The 19,744-nt window shown below is 53.7% G+C and carries 18 protein-coding genes; all 18 read left to right on the top strand.

Features of this window, described 5'->3' with window-relative positions; translation table 11 throughout:
- Positions 1-357: 357 nt before the first annotated feature.
- Complete coding sequence (locus tag H8693_RS03245; RefSeq protein ID WP_178618585.1) at positions 358-702, top strand: histidine triad nucleotide-binding protein; 345 nt, start codon at positions 358-360, stop codon at positions 700-702.
- A gap of 27 nt (positions 703-729) precedes the next feature.
- Positions 730-1,935 (top strand): metal-dependent hydrolase family protein, encoded by a 1,206-nt coding sequence (locus H8693_RS03240; RefSeq protein ID WP_249279766.1) that lies wholly within the window; start codon positions 730-732, stop codon positions 1,933-1,935.
- 132 nt (positions 1,936-2,067) lie between these two features.
- Positions 2,068-2,241 carry a 30S ribosomal protein S21 gene (rpsU, locus tag H8693_RS03235; RefSeq protein WP_046444557.1) on the top strand — a complete coding sequence of 58 codons (174 nt, stop codon included), beginning with the start codon at positions 2,068-2,070 and terminating at the stop codon, positions 2,239-2,241.
- 231 nt (positions 2,242-2,472) lie between these two features.
- Entirely contained in the window at positions 2,473-2,763 is a 291-nt protein-coding gene (locus H8693_RS03230) for a YabP/YqfC family sporulation protein (RefSeq protein ID WP_178618579.1), read from the top strand.
- Between the two features lie 29 nt (positions 2,764-2,792).
- Positions 2,793-3,992, top strand: a complete 1,200-nt coding sequence (locus H8693_RS03225; RefSeq protein WP_249279765.1) for a sporulation protein YqfD — start codon at positions 2,793-2,795, stop codon at positions 3,990-3,992.
- Between the two features lie 679 nt (positions 3,993-4,671).
- Complete coding sequence (locus tag H8693_RS03220; RefSeq protein ID WP_178618573.1) at positions 4,672-5,673, top strand: PhoH family protein; 1,002 nt, start codon at positions 4,672-4,674, stop codon at positions 5,671-5,673.
- Between the two features lie 256 nt (positions 5,674-5,929).
- The gene (locus tag H8693_RS03215) at positions 5,930-8,077 is read left to right on the top strand and encodes an HD family phosphohydrolase (protein ID WP_249279764.1); all 2,148 of its coding nucleotides are present in this window, start codon (positions 5,930-5,932) and stop codon (positions 8,075-8,077) included.
- Between the two features lie 17 nt (positions 8,078-8,094).
- A complete protein-coding gene (gene ybeY / locus H8693_RS03210) occupies positions 8,095-8,592 on the top strand; it encodes an rRNA maturation RNase YbeY (RefSeq protein ID WP_249279763.1) in 498 nt (165 codons plus the stop codon).
- Entirely contained in the window at positions 8,589-9,296 is a 708-nt protein-coding gene (locus tag H8693_RS03205; protein ID WP_249279762.1) for a diacylglycerol kinase, read from the top strand. Before ybeY ends, H8693_RS03205 begins: the two co-directional genes overlap by 4 nt.
- 564 nt (positions 9,297-9,860) lie before the next feature.
- A complete protein-coding gene (era, locus tag H8693_RS03200) occupies positions 9,861-10,751 on the top strand; it encodes a GTPase Era (RefSeq protein ID WP_283243733.1) in 891 nt (296 codons plus the stop codon).
- Between the two features lie 91 nt (positions 10,752-10,842).
- Positions 10,843-10,935 (top strand): YqzL family protein, encoded by a 93-nt coding sequence (locus tag H8693_RS03195; RefSeq protein WP_178621168.1) that lies wholly within the window; start codon positions 10,843-10,845, stop codon positions 10,933-10,935.
- Between the two features lie 17 nt (positions 10,936-10,952).
- A complete protein-coding gene (recO, locus tag H8693_RS03190) occupies positions 10,953-11,669 on the top strand; it encodes a DNA repair protein RecO (RefSeq protein WP_249279761.1) in 717 nt (238 codons plus the stop codon).
- 135 nt (positions 11,670-11,804) lie between these two features.
- Positions 11,805-14,438, top strand: a complete 2,634-nt coding sequence (gene ppdK / locus H8693_RS03185; RefSeq protein ID WP_249279760.1) for a pyruvate, phosphate dikinase — start codon at positions 11,805-11,807, stop codon at positions 14,436-14,438.
- A gap of 579 nt (positions 14,439-15,017) precedes the next feature.
- Positions 15,018-15,776 (top strand): 4Fe-4S binding protein, encoded by a 759-nt coding sequence (locus H8693_RS03180; RefSeq protein WP_249279759.1) that lies wholly within the window; start codon positions 15,018-15,020, stop codon positions 15,774-15,776.
- A gap of 42 nt (positions 15,777-15,818) precedes the next feature.
- Positions 15,819-16,826, top strand: coding sequence for a LacI family DNA-binding transcriptional regulator (locus H8693_RS03175; protein WP_249279758.1), 1,008 nt, complete (start codon positions 15,819-15,821; stop codon positions 16,824-16,826).
- A 428-nt stretch (positions 16,827-17,254) separates the two neighbouring features.
- The gene (locus tag H8693_RS03170) at positions 17,255-18,079 is read left to right on the top strand and encodes a tyrosine-type recombinase/integrase (protein WP_249279757.1); all 825 of its coding nucleotides are present in this window, start codon (positions 17,255-17,257) and stop codon (positions 18,077-18,079) included.
- 520 nt (positions 18,080-18,599) lie between these two features.
- Positions 18,600-19,124, top strand: coding sequence for a hypothetical protein (locus H8693_RS03165; protein ID WP_249279756.1), 525 nt, complete (start codon positions 18,600-18,602; stop codon positions 19,122-19,124).
- Positions 19,125-19,137: 13 nt separating this feature from the next.
- On the top strand, positions 19,138-19,722 hold the full coding sequence (lepB, locus tag H8693_RS03160; protein ID WP_249279755.1) for a signal peptidase I: 585 nt from the start codon (positions 19,138-19,140) through the stop codon (positions 19,720-19,722).
- The last annotated feature ends 22 nt before the right edge of the window (positions 19,723-19,744 follow it).

Here is a 19,744-nt window from a genome sequence, read left to right as displayed (position 1 = left end):
ACTCGTGGCCGGGAAGATGAGAAACGCAGAAAATCTGAATGCGGCAGGGAGTGCGCGGACAGGGCAGGGAATCCTTCCTTGCGAAGGGCATTTCAAACGATGCTTTTCCCGCGGCGGCTATTCCTGCGCGCCGCAGCAGGAAGTAAAAGGGAATGTTTTTGTGTGAGCCAAGTGAGCTTCGTGAAAAGAATACGAATAAAAAGGCGAATGCTTTTTATCATCAACAACGCAGGTTAAACCAAAGGGGGCATTGTACCCAAGCATAAGAGCCGGGAAGAATCTGCGGAGTATGTTTGCGCAGCAGCGCAAGGAGCTATAGAATGGATGATTTCCATAACAGGAAAGGAGGATATAGAAATGCAGGATTGTATTTTCTGCAAGATCATTGCGGGAGAAATTCCCTCCCAGAAGGTATATGAGGATGAACAGGTGCTGGCCTTTCTGGATATCGACGCCAAAGCGCCTGTGCATGTGCTCATCATCCCCAAAAAGCATGTGGGCTCGGTTCTGGAGCTTGGAGAGGAGGACGGCGCGCTGACTGCACATATTTTTGCTGTGGTCAAAAAGCTGGCCGAAGAGCTGGGCGTTGCGAAGGACGGGTTCCGTCTGGTGACCAATACCGGGCTGGCGGCGGGGCAGACCGTGCCGCATCTGCATTTTCATCTGCTGGGCGGACGGGAACTGGGCTGGCCTCCCGGCTGAGGACGCAAAAGGGAAGGGGTGGACGAAATGAAAGAGAAATGCTTTGCAAACGGGCGGATCATCGACGTGGAAAAGGGATGCCTGCGCCCGGAAACGGAAATATGGGTGGAGGATGGCCGGATCACGCGGCTGAGCCGCGGCCAGGCACCGCAGGATGCTGTGGACCTGCGGGGAAGCGTCGTCCTGCCCGGATTGTTCAATGTCCATACGCACATCCAGTTTGACAGTACGCCGGCGGGCGCGGTAATCTATGCCAGCCAGCCCCGGTTTACACTGTCTGCCGTCAAAAACCTGCGGAAATATCTGGATTCCGGCGTCACCTATATCCGGGATATGGGCGGGGCGGACTATGTCGATCTGGAGCTTCGGAATATGGTGCGCGAAGGGCTGGTGCCCGGCCCGGAGATGGCGGCCAGCGGAAAAAACCTTTCGGCCACCGGCGGCCAGAGCTGGCAGAACGGCGTGGAGGTGGATGGAAAAGCCGCCTGCATCCGCGCAGTGCGGGAACAGTGCAAAAAAGACGCGGACTGGATCAAGCTCATGGCCTCCGGCGGCTCCAAAACGCCCCGCACGAGCCGTTATGCTCCCCAGTTTTCCCTGGAGGAGATGCAGACGGTGGTAGAAGAGGCAAACCGCCTGGAGCGGGGCGTGGCGGCCCACGCCATGGGCGGGGAGTCGGCCCGATTTGCCGCCATGGCCGGCGTGACCTCCATCGAACACGGCTATTTTCTGGAGGAGGAGACGTTGGACCTCATGGCGGAAAAGGGGATTTATTATGTCCCCACTCTGGCGATCAGCTATTTTCTCCGGAACAACCGGGGCAAGCCGGGCGTGACGGAAGAGATGGCGGACAAGGCGGAGCGGGATCTTGAGGTGCAGCGCCGGAGCCTGCTGGCGGCCCGGGAAAGAGGGGTTGTGCTCTGCGTCGGAACAGACGCCTGTTCGCCCTATAACGACCACGACGGAACCGGGCATGAGCTGGCTGCCATGTGTGAATGCGGCCTGACGGCGGCAGAGGCGCTGCGGGCAGCGACGGTGAACAGCGCGAAGCTCTGCGGCGTCTTTGCGGAGCGGGGCAGCATTGCGCCGGGCAAGCGGGCGGATTTTGCCCTGTTTGCCGAAAACCCATTGGAGGATATCGCAGCCATAACCCGCTGCGCGGCAGTGATCCAGAACGGGAAGTTTGCAAAAAACTTTGTCTCTGCGGGAGAGAACCCCCAGAAAAATGATTGACTTTGCCCCGGGGATGCTTTATAATAATAGGCGTTGGCGGAGCGGAGCTTCGCCGGCGCTTGGCAAAATACTCCCGATTTTTTAAACAGCGTGGTAATTTTGCGTAGTTAAATATGGGAGGGAGGGAAAAAGATGTCTGAAATCCGTGTTGGTGAAAACGAAACTCTGGAAAGCGCTCTGCGCCGTTTTAAGAGAAAATGCGCGCGTGCCGGCGTTTTGGCTGAGATTCGCAAACGCGAGCATTATGAAAAGCCCAGTGTAAAGAGAAAGAAAAAGGCTGAGGCTGCCAGAAAGCGCAAGCACTAAGCGAAACGAGAAAACAACGGTTCCTTCGGGAACCGTTATTTTTTTGCATTCCTTCCTGCCCGGCGGCCCCCTCGCCGAGGCGAAAAGAGGGTCGCGGGAACGCGGACCCGAAACGCCCCATGGCGACGCATTTGAAAATCCGGATGTTTCACCCGCCGGCAGCGCCATTCATTTCCCACCCGCAGGACGCATAAGAATAAGTATTGATTTGCGGGGCGGGATGGTGAAAGCATGAAAAAGGACGCAAAGAGCAAAAAGAAAAGAATCCAGGCGGCGGAGTTTTTTGAATTTCCACCGGATGTTGTGCTGCACGGGGTGAACCTGCATATATTTGAAAACGCCGGGTGTGTCATCGAGAGCTATACGGATATCCTCTCCTACACCCAGGAACGCATCCGTGTCCAGACCAAAATCGGCGGCATCTGTCTGGAAGGAGAGGGGTTTTCCCTGGAGGTTTTGACGGCGGATTCCATTTCGGTCACCGGACGGATCTCCAAGATTATTTACGAGGATTTCGCCTGAGGGCGGAAAAAAAGGCAGGAGGGGTTGGCATGTACGGCTTTTGGAATTTGCTGGCAGGCTATGTGATTGTCGAGGCCCGGGGGCTGGGGATGGAACGGCTGCTGAACCGGGCGACGGCTGCGGGCATCCGGATGGAGCAGGTGGAGCGCCGTTCCTATACTGTGCTGCGCATGCGCGTAAGCCTGCCCGGCTATCTGCGCCTGAAAAAGCTGGCGGAGGGGCTGTGCCCCCTGCAGGTATTGCGGGCCGGCGGCATGACCCGGGCCTTTCTCTTTATCCGGAAGCGATGGTGGCTGGCGGCGGGCTGTGCAGCCGTCATTCTGGCCATGGGAATATTGTCCTCCTTTTGCTGGAACATCCGCATTGAGGGGCTGGAAACCATCAACGAATACGACGTTTATCAGACAATTCTGGAAAACGGCGGCGGGGAATTTACCCCCAAAAGCACAATAGATCTGGAAAAGATCTCCCTGGCGCTGCGCATGAAATATCCAAAGCTATCCTATGCCCATGCCTCTTTTGACGGTGTGGAGCTGGTGGTGCGGGTGGCGGAAGGATCGCTCCCACCCCAGATCCGCTCCACCGAGCCGGCGACGGTCTATGCAAAAAAGGCGGGAGTGATTGAGAAAATCACCGTGCTGGAAGGGCAGGCGGCGGTGGAGGTGGGAGACAGGGTGAGCGAGGGAGACATTCTGATTCACGGCAGTTTTTATATGAACGAGGTCCCCTTCCTGGTGACGGCCCGGGGAATGGTGACCGCCCGGGTAGACTATCTGGCCACAAGCCGGGTAACCTATGAGGATGAAACGCTCCGGCCCACCGGGCGTACTGCAACAGAACGATGGATGCGGCTGGGCGGACGTCTGACCAAGATTGATGGGGAAAATCCCTTTTCCGTATATATAAAGGAAGAGCGGGTAGCGGAAAATTTGGGGGAAAATATGCCCGCCCACGCCGAGATTATTGAAATCACATATTATGAGGCGGAAAAGACGGCCTCTGAGGAAAACAAGGAAAAGGCCATAATTGAGGCCAAGGAAAACGCCTATAACCTGGCCCTCCGGGAAATCCCCGAAAATCTGCCGGTGGAAGGATTCCGCTTCCATGTGCTGGAGGAGGACGGCGCCGTGACGGTGACCGCGACGCTCACTGTTTTGGAAGAGATCGGGCAGACAGGGGAAATCGCCATACAGCAGGCGCCGGAGCCGGAAGCCGGGGCGCAGGAGTAAGACAGCGGAGGCGTTTGTCTCTCCCGCAATAACGACACCTGGCATACGGACAGAAAAGCCAAGATATATTTGTCATATGCGAGGACGGGGATGGGCGGCTTATCTGCTGCGCTTTTGAGCGAAGCCGGCAGTGGACAGACAGAAAGAAGCGCGAAAGGACGGGCATGGAGTGCCCCGATATTCGCTACCCATGGAAAAAGGCGGTTTTCCCATTCTGCGGAAAAAGGAGGACAGGCTCCGGCTGTCTTTGCCGAAAAAGGACGGCGGCTGGGAGAAAAATTTTTTGCGGGTCTCTCGGCAAAGAGAAAGCGGCGCGGGGTGCGCTTTTTTGAGGAATGGGCTCCGGAAGAGGCGTATGTGCCCGGTCTTTGGTGAAAATATGGATTGCAAAAAATATTCGTCAACGGTCAGGCAGACTTCTGCCTGTTCGCGGGCGCGCCGTTTGGGAGGCGCCGGGAACCGGAGCTATAAATTCTGCGGGTATGCGGACTGCCTGGCTCCATAATTTTGGAACAGCAGCAATGGGCGGTTTCTTCCTTCCCGATTTTGCGCCCCGAAGCATTGGCAAAACGCCGGAACCCTTCGGCGCCTCTTGAAAAAGGGAGGGGGAGTATATTATAATGAAAGCCGGCACGGGCTGCAAAAAGCAGATCCGGGAAAGAAAGAGAGGAAGGTTGCCATGAAAGTAGAGCAGCTTGAAGATATTACCATTGACCAGCAGCAGGCGGTTTTCGGGGCCTATGACACGCTCATTGCCATTGTGGAACGGGCGCTCATGGTCACTATCGGCCTGCACAATTCGGTGGTGGAGATCAAGGGGGAGTCCGATAAAAATGTGGAAATGGCGGCGGATGTCCTCCGCTCCATGCTCCGCCTCTATGAGACGGGGGACACCGTGGATGAAGAGGTGGTTCACCGCCTGATCGATGAGGCCTCCGAAGGGGGCCTGGAGGAGATCTTTAAGGCCATGGGGGATGTGATTACCCTGACCCACCGCAGCATCCCCATCAAATGCAAGACGCTGGGACAGAAGAACTATATAAAATCCCTGCGGGACAACGCCGTGACCATCTGCATTGGCCCCGCCGGAACGGGAAAGACCTATCTTGCCGTGGCCCAGGCGGCCCAGGAGCTGAAGCAGGGCGTGGTGGAGCGGATCATTATGAGCCGCCCGGCCATTGAAGCGGGGGAAGAACGGCTGGGCTTTCTGCCCGGAGATCTGGCGCAGAAGGTGGACCCATATCTGCGGCCGCTTTATGACGCGCTGTTTGAGATCTTTGGAGCGGAAAAGGCGGAGAAAATGCGGGAGCGGGGTGAGATCGAGATTGCGCCCCTGGCCTATATGCGCGGACGGACGCTGAGCCGGGCAAGAATCATCATTGACGAGAGCCAGAACGCCTCTCTGGCGACATTGAAGATGGCGCTGACACGCCTGGGCGAAGGCTCGAAAATGGTGCTTACAGGAGACGTCACCCAGATTGACCTGCCCAAAGTCACGGAATCCGGCCTGGAAAAATGCGCGTCCATTTTGAGTTCCATCGAAGGCATCGGGATCATGCGGCTGAACAACCGGGATGTGGTGCGAAACAAGCTGGTAAAGGATATCGTGAAGGCATTTGAGAAGGCGGAGGCGGATAAGGGCCCGGCGCCGGGGAAACAGCAGCGGCCCAGGAAAAAATAGCAAAGACATGGAGCGCCGGGGAAAGGCGCTCTTTTCTATTTCCCCGGAATCGAAGGCAGAGAAAACGGCAAAAGTTGATAAAAGAGAGAATTTATGAGAAAATAGAAAAAACAGCAAAAGTGTTTCCGGTTTTGCAGCGGGAACTTATGCTCGGGAATTTTTAGACAGACCCGCAAATAGCCATGGCCTCCGATGGGGAAATGATGTATAATGCGCATATCGGAGAAACTGCCGGGAGGCCGCAGGGGAGAACCAGATGGGAAAAACCAAGAGACGGCGCGCAACGCCGGAAAAGAAAAAATGGAATGGACGGACAGTGCCGATCCTGCTGTATATTGCACTGTTTATTTTCTGCACGCTGGCCGCGATGGTGAATTCCGTCCCGGAGCGGCATGAATTCGCCGCGGGAAAGCTCTGCGAAGAAACTGTGACGGCACCGCGCGACATTGTGGATGAGGCGGCGACCCAGCGGCTGCAGCAGGAGGCCATGCAGAAGGTGCAGCCGGTTTATGCCCGCAATGAGGATATCTGGGGCGAGGTGGAAACCGGGCTGGAGACGGCGTTTTCTCAGCTGGAAGCCGTCCGGACGGCAGCGAAAAACACCTATATACAGTATGCCTCCCTGGCTGGCGATGCGGATATCAATGCACAGAAGGTGAACTGGCAGACAGTTCTTACCGGCGTCAACATGACAAAACTTTTGGAGCTGGCGCCGTCGTATATCACCGAAGAAGAGATCTATACCATCGCCGCCCTGTCTCAGGACAAGATGATTTCCCTCCGGGAAGCGCTCATTGAGCGGGTGCGGACCCAGATGGAGCGGGGAATTACGGACGACGATGTGGAAGAGCTGGCGGAAACCGTCCGCTCGGGCCTCGTCAGCGGCGGGCTTTTCACGGCGGCGCAGGCGCAGCTGGCAGAGACGCTGGTGGTGAATATCGTCAAGGGAAACCTGGTGTATGATATCGAGGCGACGGAGGCTGCCAAACAGGCGGCGGCCGAAAATATCGTCCCGGTGGAATATAAAAAGGGACAAAATATCGTCCGGCAGGGGGAAATCATCTCGGAAGAGCAATATGCCCTCATCAAACAGCTGGGCTTAACCAGCGACCAGACCTCCATGCTGCCCCGGTGGACTGTGGGGATCCTGCTGATGGGGCTAACGTTTGGGGCGGCCTTCCTCTATGCAGGCGTGGCGGACCGCAGCCTCCTGGATTCGGCGAAAACCGCAACCAGCGTCTGCCTGCTGACGGCGGCGGGCGTGGTGTTGGCGCTGATCTGCAAGCGGATCGATATCCGCTTTAACCTGGTGTTCCTTCCGGCCATTCTGGGCGCAGTGTTCCTGCGGCGGCGCACGGCCCTGGCATTTGGAGTATTTAACTCGATTATCATTTCCTTTATCATGGCGCCGGTTTCGGAATTTGTCTTTGACGGGCAGGTTCTGCGGATGCTGCTTTCCAGCATCCTGGGAACGGCGGCGGGAATTCTCGTCCTGCGCAAGAAGCAGCACCGGGGCGAATATGTCCTGGCAGGCACCGTGGCAGGCTTTGCGAGCGCTGTGGTATATCTGTGCTATGCCATCATGGAGGCGGCCTCCGTTCAGAAATGCCTGATGGCCATGGGCTTTGGCATGGCGGGCGGCCTGGTTTCCGGGCTGTTATCCGTGGGCGTGCTCCCCATTCTGGAATCCGTATTTTCCCTGGCTACGCCATCCAAGCTATTGGAGCTTTCCAGCCCGGGCAATCCGCTTTTAAAGCGGCTGATGATCGAGGCGCCGGGAACCTATCACCACAGCATCATGACGGCCAACCTGGCGGAAGCGGCGGCGGACGCCGTGGGCGGCGATGCGCTTCTGGCACGGGTGGCGTCGTATTATCACGATATCGGCAAGCTGGCGAGCCCCGTGATGTTCAAGGAAAACCAAATGCATATCGGCAACCCCCATGATGAGCTGGATCCCAAGGAGAGCGCGGGAATCATCATCAGCCATGTGAAAAACGGCGTGGCCTTGGCGGACCGATATAAGCTGCCCCAGCGGATGCGGGACATCATCGCCCAGCACCATGGCGACAGCCTGGCGGGGTATTTCTATTATAAGGCTAAGCAGAACGGCGAAGCGGAGGAAGCGGATTTCCGCTATCCCGGCCCCAAGCCCCAGACCAAGGAGGCAGGGATCGTGATGCTGGCAGACGTGGTGGAAGCGGCGATCCGGGCCAATGGGACAAAGGGCCTGGAAAATGTCCGCGAACAGATCGACAAGCTGATTAAGGCGAAATTTGAAGACGGACAGCTGGACGACTGCCCGCTGAACCGGCGGGATCTGAAGCGGATTGCCGCGGCATTCCTCTATATTTTTGAGGGGGCCAACCATGAGCGCATTATCTATCCCGAGGATGAGGAATAAAAGGAGGGACTGCTGGTATGCAGGAGAAGTTGGGATTTTGTGTTGTGGAAAAGGCGCGGGACGATATTGCAGTGGACGAGGCCCTCTTTGCCCCGGTGCAGGCGGCGGCGGAAAATGCGGCCCGGCTGGAGGGAATTGAGGCTTATGAGGCGTATATTGTCCTGGCGGACGACGATTTTCTCCATGAGCTGAACCGGCAGTATCGGGATGTAGACCGCTCGACGGATGTGCTGTCCTTCCCGGAAAATGAGCTGGACGAGCCGCTCAAAAAGGCGCTGGATGAGGGGTATTGCCCGGAAATGGATGTGGAGGGCAAGCGCATTGCCCTGGGGGATATCTATATCTCCGTGGAGCAGGCCGCCCGGCAGGGCGCGGAATATGGAAACACGCTGGAGGAGGAATTATGCTTCCTGGCTGTGCATGGCATGCTGCACCTCATGGGATATGACCATATGCAGGAGGACGAAGAAGCCGTCATGCGGCGCAAACAAAGAGAGGCGCTGGGCAGAAAATGAGATTTATCAACAGCGTGAACCATGCCTTTGCGGGGATCGTGCATGCCTTTAAAAACGAAGGAAACATGAAAATCCATGTGGTGGTGGCGCTCCTGACCGTGCTGGCGGCGGTTCTCACCTACAGCACGCGCTATGAGATGATCGCCCTTTCCATCACCATAACCTTTGTGTTTTTGGCGGAGATGCTCAACACGGCGGTGGAGGCAGTGGTGGATCTGGTCACCGAGAAATACCACGAGCTGGCCAAGGTCGCCAAGAATGTGGCGGCGGGCGCCGTTCTCATTGCGGCCCTAAACGCCCTGGTGGTGGGCTATCTTGTGTTTTACCGCAAGATCAACAGCTTTTCCTTTGTTTCCTTGAGCTATATGGTGCACTTGCCGGCGCATCTGACCTTTGCCAGTCTGGTAGTGGTGGGGCTGATCGTAATAATCATCAAGGCTCGGAGCATCAAAAAGAGGGGGAGCTATATCCACGGCGGCATGCCCAGCGGGCATACGGCCCTGGCATTTTCCTTGTTTGCCGCCATGTCGCTGGTGGGGAAGGACCCGGTGGTGACATCCTTCAGCGCCATTATGGCGGTGATCGTGGCAGAGAGCCGGCTGGAAACCAATGTACACACCTTCACGGAGGTGGCCGTAGGGGCGCTGATCGGCGTACTGGTAACTGTAATTATTTTCCAAATTTCCAACATGCTCATCTTCTAGCACCTCGGCGGTGTGCCGTGACTCGGAGTGAACCCGGCGGAGGAAGCGGATACGGCACGCGAGTTGAAGAATTAGGGGAGAGCAGTATACTGCACCTCGGCGGTGTCCCATGACTCGGCGAGAATCCGGGGGAGGAAGCGGATACGGCACGCGAGTTGAAAAATTAGCGGAGAGCAGTATACTGCACCTCGGCGGTGTCCCATGACTCGGTGGAGAACTAGTGAAGGAAGCAACTGCTGGAGCAGCGGGAAAAGAAGTGTCTTTCGGGTGTAATTCAGGCTGTTCGTTTGAATTTGAATGCCATAGAACCGCGTAAAGCTGCGAGGACAGGACGTGCGGTGCAGATCGGGAAAAAATGCGCCGGGAAATAAAGCGGCAGGGAATCCATTTCAGCGGCTGGCGGGCAAAAACATGGGTATAAACCGACGGAAAGAAATAGAATAAAAATGGAATAAGACAGGAAAATAGGTCTGGCGGGGCGAAACTGTTCTGCCACCGGCCAGGCGAAGGGACAGCGGAAAGCAAATATGGGAATATCTGCCGCCGCGCAGAGGAGGAAAACGGTTGGAAAAGGAATATCGTTCGGGCTTTGTCGCCATCATGGGCAGCCCAAATGTGGGAAAATCGACGCTGATGAATGCCCTGATTGGGACAAAGGTGGCGATTGTTACAGAAAAGGCGCAGACAACGCGCAATAAAGTGGTGGGGATACTCACGACAGAGGAATATCAGATCGTCTTTCTGGATACGCCCGGCCTCCATACGCCAAAAACCAAGCTGGGAGAATTCATGGTAAAAACTGCCTATGACGCCCAGCGGGACGTGGATCTCACCATGATGGTGCTGGATGCGAAAATGGGAATTCGGGAGCGGGATGAGGAAATCATCCGGCGGCTGAACGGCCCGGAATTTCTGGCTGTCATCAACAAGGCGGATATCGCGCGCGGGGAGCGGATTCAGGAGCTGCAAGAAAGGCTCACAGCACTGGGCGTGCCGCAGAGCGCGGTTTATGTGATTTCGGCAAAGGAGAAAACCGGGCTAAGGGAGCTGCAGGAAGCCATTCTCCCCTTTTTGTTGCCGGGGCCGCAGTTTTATCCCGAGGATATGGTGACCGACCGCCCAGAGCGGTTTATTGCCGCCGAGCTGATCCGGGAGAAGGCGCTTCTCAATCTCCGCGATGAAATTCCCCATGGCGTGGGCGTTGAGATCGAGAGGGTGGAGGAGCTGGAAAATATCACAAACGTCGCCGCCGTGATATACTGCGAAAGGGATTCCCATAAGGGCATCATCATTGGCAAGCGGGGCGCGATGCTGAAAAAAATCGGTTCGGAGGCCCGGGCCGATCTGGAAATGCTGTTTGGAACCAAAGTGTTTTTGGAGCTTTGGGTGAAAGTCAAGGAGGATTGGCGCAATTCCCAGTTTATGCTGAAAGAACTGGGCTACCGCGAGGAATAGAACAGCGATTCCCAAAAACGGAACATTTTACAAGGCATGCCCCGCCCGACAGCGGTGCAGAATAACAGCAAAGAAAACGGGAGGGATGCCAATGGACGCGAAAGAAACAGTATATAAGCTCTTTGAAAAGACGGGAAATATCAACTATTTTCTGCTTTACCGGGAGCTTGAAAAAGATGATTAAACGTATAGCGGGGAAAAATGGACGAAAATTCACTTTGCATGGTGCTGCGGGCGACAAATTATCGGGAAAGCGACCGCATGCTCACGTTATTTTCCAGGGAACACGGCCGCATTGACGCGCTGGCCCGGGGCTGCCGCAAGCAGGGAAGCCCGCTGCTGGCGTCCTGCGATGTATTCTGCTGCGCGGATTTTGCCTTTCATGTGCATAAAGGGCGCTATTTTGTGACCCAGGCAGCCATCCGGGAAAATTTTTTTGCACTGCGGCAGAATATGCAGGCGCTCATGACGGCGGCGGTATTAAGCGAGGTTTGCGAGCGGGTGGTGATGCCCGCCGAGGGCAATCCCCGCTTGTTTGCGTTGCTGGCCGGGGCAAACTATGCCCTGAACGGCGGCAAGGATCCCCGGAGCGTCTTTTTCTTTTTTGTCGTCAAGCTGCTGGATATCCTGGGACTGCGCCCGGTGACGCGGCGCTGCGCGCTCTGCGGGGCGCCGGCGGCTTCCCGCCTGAATCTGGCGGCGGGCGGCGCGGTCTGCGCGAGCTGCCCGGGCGAGGATGTGCCGCCTGACACCATCCCGCTCATGGAGAAAATCCTGACGACGCCATCCAAGGCCATTGGGCAGACGGAAATCCCCATGGATGCAAATCGGGCCAGCCTGGCCATGCGCTGGCTTTCGGATGCATTGGAAAGCGAACCAAAAAGCCTGGCTCTTTTGAAAACTGTTATGAAAACGTGAAATTCTGCAAAAATATCCATTTTTGCCCTTGAGAATGTGGCAGGGATACGGTATAATTAAATATCGAGCCAAAAGGAATTATTTTTTTGGTGGTTTCAGTATGTCGATTATTAAAAAAATATAGGAGGATTTGCAATGAGCAAAAAATACGTGTACATGTTCAGCGAAGGCAACGCGAGCATGAGAAACCTGCTTGGCGGAAAAGGCGCCAATCTGGCGGAAATGACTAACATTGGCCTGCCGGTTCCCCAGGGCTTTACCATCACCACCGAAGCCTGCACGAAATACTATGAAGACGGAAAGACCATTTCCGATGACATCGTGGCGGAGATCTATGAGGCGATTGCCAAGACCGAAAAGATTGCCGGAAAGAAATTCGGCGATCCGGAAAATCCCTTCCTGGTATCCGTTCGTTCGGGTGCGCGGGCTTCCATGCCGGGCATGATGGACACCATCCTGAACCTGGGCATCAACGATGTCGCTGTGGAAGCGGTTGCGAAGCGGACCAACAACCCCCGCTTTGCCTATGACAGCTACCGCCGGTTCATCCAGATGTTCTCGGACGTTGTTATGTGCATTGAAAAATCCAAGTTCGAAGCGATCCTCGACGCCGCTAAGGAAGCCAAGGGCGTGCAGATGGACACCGAGCTGGACGCCGATGACCTGAAAAACGTCGTCGTCAAATATAAAGAGCTTTACAAGAAGGAAATGGGCGTAGACTTCCCGCAGGATGCCAAGGTGCAGCTGATGGAAGCCGTAAAGGCCGTGTTCCGTTCCTGGGACAACCCCCGCGCTATCGTATACCGCCGCTTGAACGACATCCCCAGCAGCTGGGGTACGGCTGTTAACGTGCAGTCCATGGTATTCGGAAACATGGGCGACGACTGCGGCACAGGCGTTGCGTTCACGAGAGACCCCGCAACCGGCGAAAAGCGCCTGTTCGGCGAATATCTGATGAATGCCCAGGGCGAGGACGTTGTTGCCGGTATCCGCACACCCCAGCCCATCTCTTCTCTGGAAAACACCATGCCGGAAGTTTATAAGCAGTTTGTCAACATCGCCAAGACGCTGGAAGACCATTATGCGGACATGCAGGATATGGAATTCACCATCGAAGGCGGCAAGCTCTATATGCTCCAGACCCGTAACGGCAAGCGGACGGCTCCGGCTGCCCTGCGCATCGCTGTGGATCTGGTAAAGGAAGGCAAGCTCACCAAAGAGCAGGCTATCATGAAGGTAGAACCCGGCCAGCTGGATTCTCTGCTGCATCCCCAGTTTGATGCGGCTTCCCTGAAGGCGGCCAAGCCGGTTGCCAAGGGCCTGCCTGCGTCTCCCGGAGCTGCGGCTGGTAAGCTGTATTTCACGGCGGAAGATGCCATCGCTGCCAGCGGCAGAGGCGAAAAGGTCATTCTGGCCCGCCAGGAAACGTCTCCGGAGGATATCGAAGGCATGCACGTTTCCGAAGGTATCCTGACCGCCCGCGGCGGCATGACCTCTCATGCGGCTGTTGTGGCCCGCGGAATGGGAACCTGCTGCGTAGCCGGCTGCGGTGAAGTCGTTATCGACGAAGAGAAAAAGACCATGACGCTTTCGGACGGCCGCGTTCTGACCGAGGGCCAGGAAATTTCCCTGGACGGCAGCACGGGCAATGTCTATGCGGAATATGTTAAGACTGTGGAAGCCCAGGTGACCGGCGATTTCGGCACGGTGATGGGCTGGGCGGATGAGATCCGCAAGCTGAAGGTATATACCAACGCCGATACTCCCAAGGATGCGGAGCAGGCGGTGAAATTCGGTGCCGAGGGCGTTGGCCTCTGCCGGACCGAGCATATGTTCTTCGCGGAAGACCGGATCGCGGCTATGCGTGAGATGATCGTTTCCAAGACGGTTGAGCAGAGAGAAAAGGCTCTGGCCAAGCTGCTGCCCATGCAGAGAGAAGACTTCAAGGGCATCTATAAGGCGATGGAAGGCAAGTCCGTAACCATCCGGTTCCTGGATCCGCCGCTCCATGAATTCCTGCCCACCGATCCCGAGGATATCAAGGCTCTGGCGAATGAAATGGTAATGCCTTATGAAGAACTGGTTGCCACCATTGAAGGTCTGCACGAATTCAACCCCATGATGGGCCATCGCGGCTGCCGTCTGGCGGTTACCTATCCGGAGATTGCTGCGATGCAGACCCGCGCGGTTATCGAAGCGGCTATCGAAGTGAAGCAGGAATGCGGTTATGACATCGTTCCCGAGATCATGATTCCTCTCGTTGGCGAAGTGAAAGAGCTGAAATATGTGAAGGATATCGTCGTTAAGACGGCGGAAGAGGTTATGAAGGAAAAGGGTGTCACCCTGAAATACATGGTGGGCACCATGATCGAAATCCCGCGCGCTGCCATCACCGCGGACGAAATCGCGCAGGAAGCCGAGTTCTTCTCCTTCGGCACCAACGACCTCACCCAGATGACCTTCGGTTTCTCCAGAGACGATGCTGGCAAATTCCTTGAGGATTACTACAGCAAGAAGATCTATGAGTCCGATCCCTTCCAGAGACTCGACCAGAAGGGTGTTGGCCAGCTGGTGAAGATGGCGGTCAAGCTGGGCAAACAGACTCGCCCCGATATCAAGCTGGGCATCTGCGGCGAGCACGGCGGCGATCCGTCTTCCGTGATCTTCTGCCACAATGCGGGACTCAACTATGTTTCCTGCTCGCCCTTCCGTGTACCGATTGCCCGTCTGGCTGCGGCTCATGCGGTAGTTCTGGAAAAGCAGCAGTAAGCTCTAACTTGTTTCGATGCACTGGCGAATATCCTGTTTGAGGGAAAATCCGCTATTCATCAGAAAGATAAAAAATCAGACCTCAGAGGTTTATCCTCTGGGGTCTATTTTTGCCTATAAAATTGCGATTTTATGAGAATAGCTTATCTGAGGAGAGCCTGTTTCAATAGAGAATAACAGACGAAAGCGAAGTCTGATAAAAGGGATCAAGTGTTAAACGGCAAACCCCAAGAGCTAAAAAAGTTTTCTCAAATAAAACCAAAGACCTTGTATTATGGGAAACCGAAGTATAAGGTCTTTTTTATTACCTGCGCAAAAATTCGCGGATATTGATAAATGGGAGAACGGAAAGGCACAATTATTAGGGGTAAGAATTTTAGCATAAATGAGTTTGCCCTGTGATATCAAGCAGCATGCACAATGGCGCCGCAGCTGCGTTGCCATAATGCCAAACAAAAAGGAACGATAGTACTTGTTCCTTTTTTGCTGCCGGGGAAGCTGGGGAAAGGCCGGCGATCTTGGAAAAAATGCTGGGATATGGTAGTATATTGCTATATAAAAGCGGATGGAGAAAAATAAATGAACCAGCTATACATGATTAGTTTTAGTCCAACAGGGACGAACAGGAGAGTTGCTGAGGGGATTGCCGAAGCATTCAGCAACGAAAAAACGGTTGTTGACTTGTGTGAAGAAACGGTGGGAGAAATGCAGATTGGGAAAGAGGATATCTGCATATTTTCTGCTCCCTGCTATGGAGGAAGAATTCCGCAGACAGCGGCCGAAAGGCTTTCTCATATTCATGGGGAGCAAACGCCGGCCATTGTCTTAATAACCTTTGGAAACCGGGCTTTTGAAGATGCCCTGCTGGAGCTGGCGGACAGCGTGGAAAAGAATGGATTCCGGGTAATTGCGGGATGCGCCGTGTCGGCGGAGCATAATATTATGCATATTTTCGGGCAGGGGCGGCCGGACAGCCTGGATTGGAAAGAGATCCGGCGCTTTTCCAACGCTGCTGCCGAAAAGATAAACGCGGGGGAGACAGAAAGACCGCTGCTTCCGGGCAGCCGTCCATATAAAGAACGGCATGGGGGAAAGCCCCCCATTTTGGTAAACGAAAAGACATGCGTGAAATGCGGGCTGTGCGCGCAGAAATGTCCCGTGAAGGCGATTTCTCCAGATGGGCGGCATCTGAAAGATGAGCTGTGTATTGCCTGCATGCGATGCAATCAGCTATGTCCCCAAAACAGCAGAAGCATACCAAAGACGTATGTGGAAGGGCTGATTCAAAGACTGGGCGACGCCTGCCGGGAGAGAAAGAGAAACGAATTTTATCTATAGGCAAGGGAACCTTGGAAAGCCAGAGAATGAGGAGATTTTTTTATGAATAAAAAACCTACCATCCGGGATATTGCGGAGATCTGCGGCTGTTCTGCCAACACGGTTTCCCGGGTTCTGCGGGGGAGCACCCGGATCTCCCTGGCCCTTCGGGAAAAGATTGCCCGGGTCGCAAAGGAGATTGGATATATTCCCAACAGTCTGGCGGAAAGCATGCGGACGGGCTCAACAAAAACCATTGCCGTGATTTTTCAGGATTTCCGCAATCCCTTTTTTGCAGTTCTTGCCCGGTTTATCGAGGAATATGCTCGGTCACTGGGATATTTTGTGCTGTTTGCCACTACCAGCGAATCGGCGGAACAGGAGGTGGCGGCCTGCCGGACGGTATTGGGAAGGAATGTGGACGGCATTCTCTTTTCCCCCATCCAGCGGGATACCAAGGCGGTCAAACTGCTTATGGGGCAAAAGACGCCTTTTGTCCTTTTGGGGCGGAGATTCCAGGGTGTGGATGCCTATAGCGTCATTGCCGACGACGAACAGGGCGCCTATTTGACGACCCGGCATCTTTTGGAGCGGGGCGCAAGGGAAATTCTGTTTTTGAACTCCTTTTCCTTTATCTGTACATCGCAATTCCGTGAACAGGGCTATCTGCGGGCGCTGAAGGAATATGGCGGCCAGCCGCATATTCTGGAGGTTTCCATGGAATATGGAAAGACCCGGGAAGCCTTAAAGCGATTGTATCAAAAGCCGCAGCCCTATGATGCCATTCTGACGTTCTGTGATATGATGGGGTTTGAGGCATATTATACGCTTCGCGAGATTGGCCGGCGGGTGCCGGGAGATATCCTGCTGGCAGGAATGGACGGCATGCAGCGGGATTTCATCTATCCCATATCTCTCACCAGCGCTGTGATCGACCGCAAGGTATTGGCAGAAAAGGCGATGGATATGCTGCTTATGCTCATTGAACATCAAAGGGACAGTGGAAAACCGCTGCCGGACAAAAAAGAAATCGTGATTCCGCAGACACTCTTCTTAGGCCAGACAACATAGCGGGTTGTTTTCAGAAAACTGCCTTTAGGCAGTTTTTTTCTTCGGCTGCCAAAGGGGATCTTTATGAAGGGGATACTAAAAATATTTGTAAAATGTATGCCGGTCATATTTCTTGCATCATAAGAACACAGCCCCTTATGAAATTTTCAACTTTAAAAAGACCGCCGCTCAATCATATAGTTTTCCTCTGAAAAAAAGAATATGCTGCCGAGTTAAAAAACGTTCGGTTGTTGATGATGCAAGGAAAACACTGCATCGGATGATCGACGGGCCATTTTTAAAAAAAGTCGCTTTATGTCGCGAATGCGATGTGGCGGGGAGGAAAAGAAAAATATTCCGGATTTGCCCGGGCAGCGAACCGGCCGCAGAGAATAATCGCATGGGAAAATACAAAAACTGTTCAATATATCAATTTAGGAGGATGGATTATGAGAGAGAAAATGAGAGAATATATACGATTTCTGGAATATGAAGAAAAGAGCCGGGCGACCAGGGAACAGTACAGGCGGGATATAGAAAAATTTCTATCCTTTCTTGGGGACAGGAGGTTGACGAAGGAGGTCGTCATTCAGTATAAGGAATTGCTGCAAAACAGATATCAGCCGGGCAGTGTGAATACAAAACTCGCTGCTATCAACGGCTTTTTTTCATTTTTAGGGAATTCCCAGCTGCGCGTAAAACTATTGAAAATTCAGAAAAAACCCTTCTGTTCTAATGAAAAAAGGCTGAGCAGGGCGGAATACCTGCGGTTGGTGGAAACCGCGAAACAAAAGGGAAATGAAAAGCTGGCACTGATTATTCAGACGATCTGCGGCACAGGCATCCGGGTATCCGAGCTGCAATTTATCACGACAGAGGCAGTTGCTTCCGGGGAGGCGGCTATTTGCCTCAAAGGAAAGAACCGGACGGTTCTGATTGCGGGGAGGCTGCGCAAAGCACTGAAAACCTATATATGCCGGGAAGGAATTGTCTCTGGACCTGTTTTTACTACCAGATCGGGCCGCCCTATGGACAGGTTCTGCATTTGGAAAATGATGAAAAGTCTATGCGAAAATGCGGGAGTACGGGCGGAGAAGGTATTTCCCCATAACCTGCGGCATTTATTTGCCAGATGCTTTTATTCCTTGGATAAGGATATTGTCCGGCTGGCGGATATACTGGGCCATTCAAGCATCAATACAACGCGCATTTATATTGCCGCCTTTGGGTATGAACACCGCAGGAGAATCGATGCCCTGGGATTGGTGATATAAAAATGAAAACCACATAATTTGTATTATGTGGCATACACAAAACAACAGAACTACTATTTCTTCCACAGTTTACATTAACCATATCAGAATTATCTAAACTTGTCAATGCGGACAGCCCGCACCTTTTCAGTTTTGGACATATGGAATAAACCTTCTCCAAAAAATCTGCGAGAAGGCCCAATTTTATATGTCCGATTTTCATATGTTGCTGAATTATGCCTGCTGCGGCCCTATTTCATGCTAAATTTATATTTTATCCGCCACATAATACAAATTATGTGGTAATGGCAGAAAAAAGCCTGAAATTACTCATGAACTATCCGCTTATTCTGCGTTGGAAAGCGGCAAATGGAAAAGATCGCTGAATAGTGATGAAATATATTCCCCGGAGCATAAACGCAATTAGCCCGGAATATCCATATGTGACAGGAACATAGAAGTTATTTAAAGGAATACTTCTACAGAATGGAGATCTCTGCCGGTGTATTGCCGGAAATACCAAAGGAGGCGCGGCAAAGAAATGACAGAACAGGAATTGCAGCGTTTAAACAGAAAAGACCTTTTGGAAATCATGGTAGAACAGGGCAGAGAACTGGAGGCCCTGAAAAAAGAGCTGAACGAGGCGAAGGAGGCTTTACAAAGCCGTGAGATCGCCCTTGATGAGGCGGGGTCCATCGCGGTAGCTGCTCTGCAAATCAACGGAATTTTTGAGGTTGCTCAGGCAGCCAGCCAGCAATATATTGAGAACATCAAGAAGTTAAACGAGAGACAGACGGCTATCTGTGCTCAAAGAGAGGCGGAAAGCAGGGAGAAAGCCGGCCGCATGCTGAAAGACGTTGCAGAAAAATGCCGGGAGATGGAAGCCGGAGTTCAACGAAGATGTGAACTGCAGGAGATGGAATGCCACAAGAAATGTGAACGGATGGAAGCGGAGGCAAAACAAAGTGCGGAGGCATATTGGCAAGAAGTATCCAAACGGTTGCAGTCATTTTATGAAACTCATCAGGAACTGAAGAAGCTGCTGCACTTCTCTGCGCAGATCTGATACGGAGTGCTGCATGAAACGAGAAACCAAGTTATCCCTGCCGACAGTGGAGCAGCTGGAAGCGGAATATAAACGGGAATCTTACCGGAGACAGTATAGAAAAATGCTGCGCAGCACGGTTGCGGCTCTGATTGTTGTAGCGGCGGTTGCAGTTCTCGTATCCAATCTATTTTTGCCGGTTTTGAAAATCTATGGTTCCTCTATGACACCGACGCTGAAAGACGGCAATATCGTAATCGCGCAAAAAAGCGGCTCTTTTGCACGCGGCGATATCATCGCATTTTATTATAACAACAAAATTTTAGTGAAACGGGTGATTGGGCTGCCGGGGGAGTGGATCGAAATTGGAGACGACGGCAGCGTGCATATCGACGGGCTACCTTTGGAGGAACCATATCTGGAGGAAAAAGCCCTGGGGGAATGCAGCATAGCCTTTCCCTATCAGGTGCCTGAGGGGCGGTATTTTGTCATGGGAGACCATCGCAGCGTTTCCAGCGATTCGAGAAATGTGGCTGTGGGGTGTGTTGCGGAAGAGCAGATTGTCGGGAAACTGGCTTTTCGGATCTGGCCTTTTGGAGAAATCGGAGCAATAGAGTGATTATCGGGAAAGGGGACCTTTC

The organism is Guopingia tenuis (assembly GCF_014384805.1).
Lineage (GTDB): Bacteria > Bacillota > Clostridia > Christensenellales > Christensenellaceae > Guopingia > Guopingia tenuis.
This window is presented reverse-complemented; position numbering and strand designations above follow the sequence as displayed.